Below are 11,221 nucleotides of genomic sequence, written 5' to 3'. Positions count from 1 at the left end.
CCTCGTTGGAAATTGTCGCGCTGGGCACCCCACCTGCCGGTAAAGTCGCCCGGTCCGGCGCGGGTGGCTGCGGAAGGAGGGTAACGGCGTGGGCTCTGTCACCGCCACTGTGGCACCGCCCACCGAGTCAAACGTTATCCTATGGTTTCGGACATTCGGTGCGATAGCGCGATCCGGATTCCGACGGTACGCCACATACCGCCAGGCCGCGCTGGCCGGTGCCGTCACCAACATCGTCTTCGGTTTCCTGCGCTGCTACATCCTGTTCGGTGCGGCGGGCGCGGCGGGCACCGCGGCCGGCTACGACCGGGCGCAGTTCGCCACCTTCGTCTGGGCGGGGCAGGGCATGCTCGCGGTGATCCTGCTGTGGGGCCGGCCCGAGCTCGCCGAGCGGATCCGCACCGGCGACGTGGCCAGCGACCTGCTGCGCCCGGTCCATCCGGTGACCAGCTACCTTGCCACCGACCTGGGCCGGGCGGGGTGGGCGTGCGTGTCGCGGCTGCTGCCGCCGGTCCTGGTCGGCCCGCTCTTCTTCGACGTGTACCTGCCGGCCCGCTGGTCGACCGTGCCGCTGTTCGTGGTCTCCGCGACGGTCGCGGTGGTGCTCTGCTTCGGCTGCCGGTTCCTGGTCAACGCCACCGCGTACTGGCTCCAGGACGTCCGGGGCCCGCAGATCCTGTGGACCCTCGGCTCGGGGGTGCTCGCCGGGCTCTACTTCCCGCTGCCGTTCCTGCCCGACGCGCTGTTCCTGGCGTTGCAGCTGGCCACCCCGTTCCCGAGTCTCCTGCAGACCCCGCTCGACGTGCTGGTCGAGCGGGACCCGACGGGCGTGCAGGCCGGGCTGGTCGGGCTGCAGGTCGGCTGGGCGGTGGCGATCCTCGCCCTGTGCCGGCTGGTGCAGCGCCGCGCCGAGCGCCGCCTGGTGGTGCAGGGTGGCTGAACACCGGCTGCGGGCGTACGGGGCGCTGCTCGGCGCGCAGGCCCGGTCGCAGGCGGCGTACCGGGCGTCGTTCGCGGTGGACCTGGTCGGCAACGTCGGTGCCACCGTCTTCGACGTGGTGACCGTGCTGGTGATCTTCGGGGTGACCCGGGAGCTGGGCGGGTTCACGCTGCGCGAGACGCTGGTCATGGTGGGCCTGTCGGCCTGCGCGTTCGCCACCGCCGACCTGCTCGTCGGCAACGTCGAGCGGCTGCCCGCGTACGTGCGCACCGGCCTGTTCGACGCGGTGCTGCTGCGCCCGCTGGGCGCGCTGCCCCAGCTGCTGCTGATGGACCTGCCGCTGCGCAAGGCGTCCCGGGCGGTGTTCGGCCTGGCCGTGCTGCTGGTGGCCCTCGCCCGCGCCGGCATCGAGTGGACCCCGGGCCGGGTGGCGCTGGCGGTGGCCGCCCCGCTGGCCGGGGTCGTCTTCTTCGGGTCGGTCTTCGTGGCCACCGCCACGGTGTCGTTCTACTGGACCGAGTCGGGGGAACTGGCCAACTCGGTCACCTACGGCGGGCGCGACTTCACCTCGTACCCCGTCACGATCTTCGACGGCTGGTTCCGCGCGGCCTTCGCGTACGGGATGGGGTTCGCCTTCGTGAGCTACCAGCCGGCGCTGGCGCTGCTCGGCCGGGCCGACCCGCTCGGCCTGCCGGCCTGGGTGGGCTGGGCCTCGCCGACGGTCGCGCTGGTCGCCGCCGCCCTCGCCGCCACCGCCTGGCGCGTCGGGGTCCGCCACTACCGGAGTACGGGGTCATGAGCGTCATCGACGTGCGCGAGCTGCGCAAGGAGTTCACGGTCCGGGTCAAGGCCGGCCGGCTGCGCCGCGAGAAGCGCACCGTCGCGGCGGTGGCCGGCGTCGACCTGCGCGTCGAGCGCGGCGAGATGCTCGGCTACATCGGCCCGAACGGCGCGGGCAAGTCCACCACCCTGAAGATGCTCACCGGCGTGCTCACCCCCACCTCCGGCCAGGTACGCGTCTGTGGGCTGCGCCCGGTGCCCGAGCGCACCCGGCTGGCGCTGCGCGTCGGGGTGGTGTTCGGCCAGCGGTCCCAGCTCTGGTGGGACCTGCCGCTGCGGGAGTCGTTCGACCTGCTGCGGCACGTCTACCGGGTGCCGGCCGCCGCGCACGCCGCCCGGCTGCGCCGCTGCCGCGACCTGCTCGACCTGGACGCCTTCGCCGACACCCCGGTGCGGCAGCTCTCCCTCGGCCAGCGGATGCGCGGGGAGCTGACCGCCGCCCTGCTGCACGGCCCGGAGGTGCTCTTCCTCGACGAGCCGACGATCGGGCTGGACGTGGTGAGCCGGCAGGCCGTGCGGGGCTTCCTGGCCGAGCTGGGCCGCTCCGGCGACACCACCCTCGTGCTCACCACCCACGACCTGGCCGACATCGAGCGGCTGTGCCCGCGCCTCGTGGTGATCGACCACGGCCGGGTGGTGCACGACGGCCCGATCGCCGCGCTGCACGACCGGTACGGCTCCCGCCGCCTCGTCGTCGCCGACCTGGACACCGCGCTGCCGCAGCCGCCGGAGCTGCCCGGCGCACCGCTGCTGCGGGTGGAGGCCGACGGGCACCGGCTGGTCTTCGCGCTGGAGTCGGCGGGCGTCGCCGACGTGGTGGCCGCCCTGGCCGGGCGGGCCGCCCTGCGGGACGTCTCGATCGTCGAGCCGGACATCGAGGACGTCGTCGCCCGCCTGTACGCGGGTAAGGAGGGGCCCCTTGTTGACGCTTCCGGTAGAGCAGGGGCCCCTTCTCAACGAGGGGGACGCGTCAGACCGGGTCGCCGATGTTGACGCGGGGCTCCGGGGCGCGCATCCGGCGGAAGGTGATCGACCGCATGATCGCGTACAGGTAGAGGGAGCCGAGGCGCTGGTCGGACTTCGGGAAGCGTTCCCGCACCAGCTTCTTGATCTTCCGGCTGATCAGGATCGAGTCGATCACCACACCGAGGGCGAGCGCGCCCCACAGGACGTTGGAGAGCAGCCGGACGATCGGCGGCATCGCCTGGTTGGAGCCGAGCAGCACGATCAGCGCCCCGCCGAAGAACCAGGTGCCCACCGTGCGCCGGGAGTCGACCACGTTGCGGGCCAGCAGCCGCTCCGGGCCCCGGTCGCGCGGGCCGCCCTCGCGGCGGAACTCGGCCGCGGACTCGGCGCGCAACTGCCGCCGCCGCTCCCGGGCCTCCTCCTTGCTCAGCGGCTTGGTCGGGCCGGCGGGCCGACGCCCGGCCACGGGCCGCTTCGGCGTCTCGCGGCCCTTGGCCGGGGTGTAGCCCCGGCGGGCGCGCGCGGACTCCTCGTCGGTCGTCACCGTGGTGACGGACTCCTCGACGAGGTCGGTGGACTTGCGGCGAAACAGCGACGGCACGCGGAAAGGGTAGCCAAACGCCCGCGCCCGGTGCACATCGCGGTGCACCGGGCGCGGGCGGACGTGAGCAGGATTACTGCGTGTCGCGTTACGGACGCTCGGTGTGGGCGCCCAGGTCGGCCAGCTTCGCCTCGAAGTCCTCGTAGCCGCGGTTGATCAGGTCGACGCCGTACACCCGGGAGGTGCCCTCGGCGGCGAGCGCGGCGATCAGGTGGCTGAACCCGGCGCGCAGGTCCGGGATGACCAGGTCGGCGGCGTGCAGCTTGCTCGGGCCGGCGATCACGGCCGAGTGCTTGAAGTTGCGCCGGCCGAAGCGGCACGGGGTGCCGCCGAGGCAGTCGCGGTAGACCTGGATGTTCGCGCCCATCGTGTTGAGCGCCTCGGTGTAGCCGAGCCGCTGCTCGTAGACCGTCTCGTGGACGATCGACAGGCCCCGGGCCTGGGTCAGCGCCACGACGAGGGGCTGCTGCCAGTCGGTCATGAAGCCCGGGTGTACGTCGGTCTCCAGCGCCACGGCGTTCAGCTCGCCGCCCGGGTGCCAGAACCGGATGCCGCCCTCCTGGCCCGGGTCGCCCAGCTTCGGCGGACGGGCGTCGGTCACCTCGTACTCGCCGCCGACGGAGCGGAAGATGTTGAGGAACGTCATCATGTCGGCCTGCTGCGCGCCGAGCACCTCGACGTGGCCGCGGGTGGCCAGCGCCGCCGCCGCCCAGCTCGCCGCCTCGATCCGGTCCGGGATCGGCCGGTGGGTGTAGCCGTGCAGCTTCGGCACGCCCTGGATCTCGATCACCCGGTCGGTGTGCACCTTGATGATCGCGCCCATCTTCTGCAGGATGCAGATCAGGTCGATGATCTCCGGCTCGACGGCGGCGTTGCGCAGCTCGGTGACGCCCTCGGCCATCACGGCGGTGAGCAGCACCTGCTCGGTCGCGCCGACGCTCGGGTACGGCAGCGCGAACTTGGTGCCGTGCAGCCCGTTGGGGGCCGACAGGTGCAGGCCCTCCGGGGTCTTGTCGACCGTGGCGCCGAACTCGCGCAGCGCCTGGAGGTGGAAGTCGATCGGGCGCGGCCCGATGTGGCAGCCACCCAGGTCGGGGATGAACGCGTGGCCGAGCCGGTGCAGCAGCGGCCCGCAGAACAGGATCGGGATGCGGCTGGAGCCGGCGTGCACGTTGATCTGGTCGGTGCTGGCGCTCTCGACGTTGGCCGGGTCGAAGACCAGCTCACCGTCCTCGGCGCCGTCGGTGACCTTGACCCCGTGCAGGCCGAGCAGCCCCCGGACCACCTCGACGTCGCGGATCCGCGGCACGTCGAACAGCCGGCTGGGGCTGTCGCCCAGCAGGGCGGCGACCATCGCCTTGGAAACCAGGTTCTTCGCGCCGCGCACGCGGATCCGCCCTTCCAGCGGAGTACCTCCGTGTACGACCAGGACGTCGTCGGTCAACGCAACCTCCAGCGCGTCGGTGCTGCCGTAGTTGATGGTGATGCGGGCGATATGGGGGTTACCCGTGATGCGGCCGGATGAAAACGGGCGCGTGTGTCGTCGCCCCGGCAGCATAGCCCTCGGTGACGAAAATGGAGACGGTCACCTCGGACCGGAGGGCACGAATCGGCGCTTCCGGTGCCATAAGGTGCCCATCCGGTCACGCAGGGTGGTCAGGCGCTCGCCGGGGGCGGGGTGTCCGCGCCGGGGAGGGCGAGCATCCGGTCCAACGCCACCCGGGCGTGGTGCGCGGTGTCGGCGTCCACGGTGATCTGGTTGACCACCCGGCCGGCCACCAGCTCCTCCAGCGCCCACACCAGGTGCGGCAGGTCGATCCGGTTCATCGTGGAGCAGTAGCAGACCGCCTTGTCCAGGAACATGATCTGCTTGTCCGGGTGGGCCAGCGCCAGCCGGCGCACCAGGTTCAGCTCGGTGCCGACCGCCCACGCCGAGCCGGCCGGGGCCGCCTCGATGGCCCGGATGATGTATTCCGTCGAGCCCACGTAGTCGGCGGCGGTGACCACCTCGTGCCGGCACTCGGGGTGCACCAGCACGTTGACCCCCGGCACCCGCGCCCGCACGTCCTCGACGCTGTCGAGGGTGAACCGGCCGTGCACCGAGCAGTGCCCGCGCCACAGGATCGTCTTCGCGTCGCGCAGCTGCTCCGGGGTCAGCCCGCCGTTCGGCTTGTGCGGGTCGTACAGGACGCAGTCGTCCAGCGACAGCCCCAGCTCCAGCACGGCGGTGTTGCGGCCCAGGTGCTGGTCGGGCAGGAACAGCACCTTCGACCCCTGCTCGAACGCCCAGTCCAGCGCCCGCTTCGCGTTCGACGAGGTGCACACCACGCCGCCGTTGCGGCCGACGAAGCCCTTGATGTCCGCCGACGAGTTCATGTACGTCACCGGGACCGTCTGCGCCGCGACGCCCAGCTCGGTCAGCGCGTCCCAGGCGGACTCGACCTGCGTCAGCACCGCCATGTCCGCCATCGAGCAGCCGGCGGCCAGGTCGGGCAGGACCACCCGCTGCCGCTCGGAGGTGAGGATGTCGGCGCTCTCGGCCATGAAGTGCACGCCGCAGAAGACGATGTATTCCGCGTCCGGCCGGGCCGCCGCCTCGCGGGCCAGCTTGAACGAGTCACCGGTCACGTCGGCGAACTGGATCACCTCGTCGCGCTGGTAGTGGTGCCCCAGCACGAAGACCTTGTCACCCAGCTTCGCCTTGGCCGCCGCGGCCCGCGCCACCAGGTCGGGGTCGCTGGGCGCCGGCAGGTCGCCCGGACACTCCACGCCACGCTCGGTGGCGGGGTCGCTGCCACGGCCGAGCAGCAGCAGGGCCGTCGCGGTGTTGGAGGGTTCCACCCAGGTCGAAGTCACGCCACTCATGGTTCCACAGCCGGGCGACAAGGCAGCCCGCGCCGGTGTGTGCTGCCACACTGCCCCGCGCCGATGTGGCCTGCCACACTGCTCGGCATGCGCGTGCTGCTCTGCCCCGACAAGTTCGCCGGAACGCTGCCCGCCCAGGAGGTCGCCGCCGCCGTGGCCGAGGGCTGGCGGGAGGTGGCCGACGGCGACGACCTGCTCATCCGCCCCCTCGCCGACGGCGGGCCCGGTTTCGTGGCCGTGCTCGCGGAGGCCCTCGGCGGGCGTCGGGTGCCGGTGCCGACCGTCGACCCGCTCGGTCGCCCCACCGACGGTGAGATCCTGGTCACCGACGACGGCACGGCGTACCTGGAGAGCGCCCAGGCGTGCGGCCTGCACCTGCTCGCCGCCGCCGAGCGTGACCCGAAGGCCACCACCTCGTACGGGCTGGGGGCGCTGGTCACCGCCGCCGTGGAGCACGGGGCCCGCACGGTGGTGATCGGGCTGGGCGGCTCCGGCACCAACGACGGCGGGGCCGGGCTGCTCACCGCGCTGGGCGTCACGCCGCTCGACGAGGCCGGCCGGGCCCTGCCGTACGGCGGGGCGGCGCTGGCCGCGGTCGCCGGGCTCGACGGCGCGCCCCGGCTGCGCGGCGTCACCCTCGTCGCCGCCACCGACGTCGACAACCCCCTGCTCGGGCTGCATGGGGCGAGCAACGTCTACGGCCCGCAGAAGGGCGCGACCCGCGAAGACGTGCTGCTGCTCGACGCCGCGCTGGAGCGCTTCGCCGGCGTACTCGAAAAGGACCTGCCGGGGTGCCCGCCCGGCCTCGGCGCCCTGCCCGGCGGGGGAGCGGCCGGCGGCCTCGGCGCGGCGATCCTCGCCCTCGGCGGCCGGTGCGCCTCCGGCATCGGCCTGGTCACCGAAGCCATCGGCCTGCCGGCCGCGCTCGACGCCGCCGACCTGGTGATCACCGGGGAGGGCTCCTTCGACCACCAGTCGCTGCGCGGCAAGGTCGTGGCCGGGGTGGCCGGGGCCGCCCGGGACCGGGGCGTGCCCTGCGTGGTGCTGGCGGGGCAGGTGAGCACCGGGCGACGCGAGGCCGCCTCGGCGGGCGTCACCGACGCGTACAGCCTGGTGGAGCACTTCGGCGGCGAGGAGCGCGGCGGGCTCGACGCGGCGCTGAGCCGCCCGGCGGAGGGGCTGCGCCAGCTCGGCGCCCGGCTGGCCCGCCAGTGGAGCCGCTGAGCGTCCGCAGCCTGGCCGCCGCGCGGGCCCGGCCCGCCGTGACCCGGGCCCGGCCTGGGGCCCCGGTCACGTCGACCGGGTGGTCCCGGCCGGGGCGGCGTACCATCGGATCTGCGAACACATCGGGAATCACTGGGCGACGGACGACGTTGGCCAGTGCGTCCAGACCCAGACCGCGCAGGGAGATTTCCACGTGACCACGCCAGCGCAGACCGAGTCGACCGAGGCCAAGGCCCCTACTTCCGTCGTCCTCACCGACGTCGCGGCGCAGAAGGTCAAGGCCCTGATCGAGCAGGAGGGCCGCGACGACCTGCGGCTCCGGGTGGCGGTGCAGCCGGGCGGCTGCTCCGGCCTGCGGTACCAGCTCTTCTTCGACGAGCGTTCGCTCGACGGTGACGTCGTCACCGACTACGACGGGGTCGAGGTCGTCGTCGACCGGATGAGCGCCCCCTACCTGGCCGGCGCCACGATCGACTTCGCCGACCGGATCGACGCCCAGGGCTTCACGATCGACAACCCGAACGCGGGCAACTCCTGCGCCTGCGGCGACTCGTTCAGCTGAGTCCCGACGTCGGCTGAGTTCGTCCGACCTCGAGTCCGTCCGACCTCGAGTCCGTCCGACCTCAGCCGGTTCCCGGCCCGGCCACTCCGGCTGGGTCGCGCTCCGGCCGACACGGCGGGGCCACCCCCGATCCGAGGGTGGCCCCGCCGTCCGTCTTCCGGTTCGGCGTCCCTTCCTCCGCCCGGTTGGCGTCCCTTTTTCCGGCCGGCCCTACCGTCCGTGACTTCCCCGGCGGGCGTGACCGGTGCCTACCTGCGCCGCCTCGTGCGGGGTGACGGTGAGGTGAGCGGGACATGACCGCTTGCCGTCCGACCCGCGACCACGGCACCGGCCGGACCGGTAGGCTGACCCGCGCCGTGCTCCCGACCACGAGGGTTGACATGAAGATCGCCGTGACCGGCTCGATCGCGACCGACCACCTGATGAGCTTCCCCGGCCGGTTCGCCGACCAGCTCATCGCCGACCAGCTCGACAAGGTCTCGCTGTCCTTCCTGGTGGACGACCTGGTGCTGCGCCGCGGCGGGGTGGCCGCCAACATCGCCTTCGGCATGGGCCAGCTGGGCCTGCGGCCGATCCTGCTCGGCGCGGTCGGCGCGGACTTCGCCGACTACCGTTCCTGGCTGGAGCGCCACGGCGTCGACTGCGAGTCGGTGCACGTCAGCGAGGTGGCGCACACGGCCCGCTTCGTCTGCACCACCGACACCGACATGTGCCAGATCGCCTCCTTCTACGCCGGGGCGATGAGCGAGGCGCGCAACATCGAGCTGGCCCCCGTCGCGCAGCGGCTCGGCGGGCTCGACCTCGTCCTGGTCGGCGCCAACGACCCCGACGCGATGCTGCGACACTCCGCCGAGTGCCGCGAGCGGGGGTACGCCTTCGTCGCCGACCCGTCGCAGCAGCTCGCCCGCATGGACGGCGCGGACGTGGTGGGGCTCATCGACGGCGCCGACTACCTCATGACCAACGAGTACGAGAAGTCGCTGCTGCAGAGCAAGGCCGGCCTGAGCGACGCGCAGCTGCTGGACCGGGTGAAGATCCGGGTGACCACGCTGGGCAGCAACGGGGTGGAGATCGCGGGCCGGGACTTCGACACCATCCACGTGCCGATCGCGCGCGAGGCCCAGGCCGTCGACCCGACGGGTGTCGGCGACGGCTTCCGGGCCGGCTTCTTCGCCGCCCTCTCCTGGGGGCTGGGCCTGGAGCGCGCCGCCCAGGTCGGCTCCCTGCTGGCCACGCTGGTGCTGGAGACGGTCGGCACCCAGGAGTACGAGGTGCGCCCCGACGTCTTCGTCAAGCGCCTGGCGGAGTCCTACGGCGACCAGGCAGCCGACGACATCCGTCCCCACCTCCTCCCGTAATCCTCATCCCACCCCGCCTCGACGCGGTGATCAAGAGATTTGCGTCAAAGTTGATCTCTGCTTTGACGCAAATCTCTTGATCACGGGAACGTCGGGCGGTGCGGTGCGGTGCGGGGCGGTGCGGGGCGGCGGGGCTGGCGCGGGGCGGGTGATGATCGTCTGCGGTTTGGTGAGACGACACGCCGGTGCGATTGTCCGAAAGCAGCAGACGATCAAGAAGCCGTCAGCTGGCCAGCCGGCCTGCCGAGCACCGCGAGGCCCTGAGCTGCGAGCAGCGGCCGGGTCAACCGACGCGGCGTACGTCGTAGCCCGGCCCCTCCTCGTGGGCGGCGACGAACTCCTGGCCGCGCATCCGGCACCACGCCGGGATGTCCACGGCCGCCGCCGGGTCGTCGGCGAGCACCCGCAGCACCGCACCGACCGGCAGCTCCGGCAGCCGCCGGGCCAGCTTGATCACCGGCAGGGGGCAGCGCTGCCCCCGGCAGTCCAGCACCTCGACCGGAGCGGCAGCGGCCCCCTCCGGCGGAGCAGTTCCCCCGACCGGCCCGCTCACAGCCCCACCACCCCCGCCTCGGCGCGCAGCGCCGCGACGATCCCGGGCAGCTCGGCGAGGAACCGCTCCACGTCGGCGACCGTCGTCTCCCGGTGCAGCGAGACCCGCACGTTGCCGTGCGACAGCACCCCCATCGCCTCCAGCACGTGCGACGGGCGCAGCGTCGATGACGTGCACGACGAGCCGGAGGAGACCGCGAAGCCGCGCCGGTCCAGCGCGTGCAGCAGCGCCTCCCCGTCGACGTACAGGCAGGAGAACGTGACCAGGTGCGGCAGCCGGTCCACCGGGTCGCCGACCACCTCGACGTCGGGCACCTCCGCCGCCACCCGCGCCCGGATCCGGTCCACCAGCGGCGCCAGCCGGGCCGCCTCGGCCGCCGCGTCGGCCGCCGCCGCGCGCAGGCTCGCCGCCGCCGCCACGACCGCCGGCAGGTTCACCACCCCGGGGGTACGCCCCGACTCCCGCTCGTCCGCCGGCCACGGCGACTCCCAGCGGGTGCCCTTGCGCACCACCAGCAGCCCGACGCCGGGCGGCCCGCCCCACTTGTGCGCGCTGGCGGTCAGCACCGACCAGCCCGCCGGCACCGGCACCCGGCCCACGAGCTGCGCCGCGTCGACGTACAGCGGCACCCCGGCGGCGGCGCACGCGGCGGCGGCCGGAGCGACCGGCTGCACCGTGCCCACCTCGTGGCTGGCCCCGATCAGCGCCGCGAGGGCCACCCCCGGCGCGCGGACCGCGTCGGCGAAGGCGTCGAGGTCGAGCCGGCCGAGCCGGTCCACCGGCACCGACACGGCGCTCCCGCCGCCGGCCACGTGCCGCTGCGCGGCGTGCAGCACCGCCGAGTGCTCGATCGCGGAGTGCACCAGCGTCGCGCCCACCCGCCGCCGCCCGGCCAGGCCACCGAGCACCGCCGAGTGCGCCGCCGCCGTACCGCTGGGGGTGAAGGACAGCTCGTCGGCGCGGACGCCGAGCGTCGCCGCGGCCGCCTCCCGGGCGGCGTCGAGAAGCTGGCGGGCCCGGCGGGCCTGGCCGTAGAGCCGGGCCGGGTCGGCCCAGCCGTCGTCGAGGGCGGCCAGCAGCGCCTGCCGGGCGACCGGGTGCGGCGGGGCGGCGGTGGCCGCGTCCAGGTAGACCGGGGATGCGCTCACGGCCCGACGCTATCGCGCCGGCACGCCGACGATCCCCCCGAAGGGGGCGTACGGCCACCCCAACACGGCTCTGCCCGTCATGGTCGAGTAATCTGCGACCGTCGGTGACGCCTTTGCCGCTGGTACGGGGACAACCAACCGCCACGGCGCGCTAGGGAGGCAGG

The 11,221-nt window shown here is 73.6% G+C and carries 11 protein-coding genes; 6 read left to right on the top strand and 5 right to left on the bottom strand.

What is annotated here, in order from left to right:
* Positions 1-88 precede the first annotated feature (88 nt).
* Genes LPU61_RS13835 through LPU61_RS13825 form a run of 3 tightly spaced genes read left to right on the top strand, consistent with a single transcriptional unit; the run spans position 89 to position 2,773 of the window.
* Positions 89-940: an ABC-2 family transporter protein gene (locus LPU61_RS13835; RefSeq protein WP_043967142.1), complete on the top strand. Its 852-nt coding sequence runs from the start codon at positions 89-91 to the stop codon at positions 938-940.
* Positions 933-1,739, top strand: coding sequence for an ABC transporter permease (locus LPU61_RS13830; protein ID WP_229405099.1), 807 nt, complete (start codon positions 933-935; stop codon positions 1,737-1,739). The genes LPU61_RS13835 and LPU61_RS13830 overlap by 8 nt, the downstream gene beginning before the upstream one ends.
* Positions 1,736-2,773: an ATP-binding cassette domain-containing protein gene (locus LPU61_RS13825; protein ID WP_043967146.1), complete on the top strand. Its 1,038-nt coding sequence runs from the start codon at positions 1,736-1,738 to the stop codon at positions 2,771-2,773. Before LPU61_RS13830 ends, LPU61_RS13825 begins: the two co-directional genes overlap by 4 nt.
* Here the strand turns inward: LPU61_RS13825 and LPU61_RS13820 are convergent.
* The 3 genes from LPU61_RS13820 to nadA form a co-directional block, all read right to left on the bottom strand.
* Entirely contained in the window at positions 2,751-3,347 is a 597-nt protein-coding gene (locus LPU61_RS13820; RefSeq protein ID WP_229405098.1) for a DUF3043 domain-containing protein, read from the bottom strand. The two genes, LPU61_RS13825 and LPU61_RS13820, sit on opposite strands and share 23 nt — an antisense overlap.
* 88 nt (positions 3,348-3,435) lie before the next feature.
* Complete coding sequence (murA, locus tag LPU61_RS13815; RefSeq protein WP_074474807.1) at positions 3,436-4,791, bottom strand: UDP-N-acetylglucosamine 1-carboxyvinyltransferase; 1,356 nt, start codon at positions 4,789-4,791, stop codon at positions 3,436-3,438.
* 212 nt (positions 4,792-5,003) lie between these two features.
* The gene (gene nadA, locus LPU61_RS13810) at positions 5,004-6,203 is read right to left on the bottom strand and encodes a quinolinate synthase NadA (RefSeq protein ID WP_229405097.1); all 1,200 of its coding nucleotides are present in this window, start codon (positions 6,201-6,203) and stop codon (positions 5,004-5,006) included.
* Between the two features lie 72 nt (positions 6,204-6,275).
* Between nadA and LPU61_RS13805 the strand changes: the two genes are divergently transcribed.
* From LPU61_RS13805 to LPU61_RS13795, 3 genes are all read left to right on the top strand, one after another.
* Complete coding sequence (locus tag LPU61_RS13805; protein WP_199486132.1) at positions 6,276-7,436, top strand: glycerate kinase; 1,161 nt, start codon at positions 6,276-6,278, stop codon at positions 7,434-7,436.
* 193 nt (positions 7,437-7,629) lie between these two features.
* Positions 7,630-7,998 (top strand): iron-sulfur cluster insertion protein ErpA, encoded by a 369-nt coding sequence (erpA, locus tag LPU61_RS13800; RefSeq protein WP_013735179.1) that lies wholly within the window; start codon positions 7,630-7,632, stop codon positions 7,996-7,998.
* Between the two features lie 380 nt (positions 7,999-8,378).
* Positions 8,379-9,356, top strand: a complete 978-nt coding sequence (locus LPU61_RS13795; RefSeq protein WP_043967159.1) for a carbohydrate kinase family protein — start codon at positions 8,379-8,381, stop codon at positions 9,354-9,356.
* 283 nt (positions 9,357-9,639) lie between these two features.
* Here the strand turns inward: LPU61_RS13795 and LPU61_RS13790 are convergent, their stop codons facing one another.
* On the bottom strand, positions 9,640-9,909 hold the full coding sequence (locus tag LPU61_RS13790; RefSeq protein ID WP_043967160.1) for a sulfurtransferase TusA family protein: 270 nt from the start codon (positions 9,907-9,909) through the stop codon (positions 9,640-9,642).
* Positions 9,906-11,057 (bottom strand): cysteine desulfurase family protein, encoded by a 1,152-nt coding sequence (locus tag LPU61_RS13785; RefSeq protein ID WP_229405096.1) that lies wholly within the window; start codon positions 11,055-11,057, stop codon positions 9,906-9,908. Before LPU61_RS13785 ends, LPU61_RS13790 begins: the two co-directional genes overlap by 4 nt.
* Positions 11,058-11,221: the final 164 nt, after the last annotated feature.

This window comes from Micromonospora sp. NBRC 110038 (assembly GCF_020884815.1).
GTDB classification, from domain to species: Bacteria; Actinomycetota; Actinomycetes; order Mycobacteriales; family Micromonosporaceae; genus Micromonospora; species Micromonospora haikouensis.
This window is presented reverse-complemented; position numbering and strand designations above follow the sequence as displayed.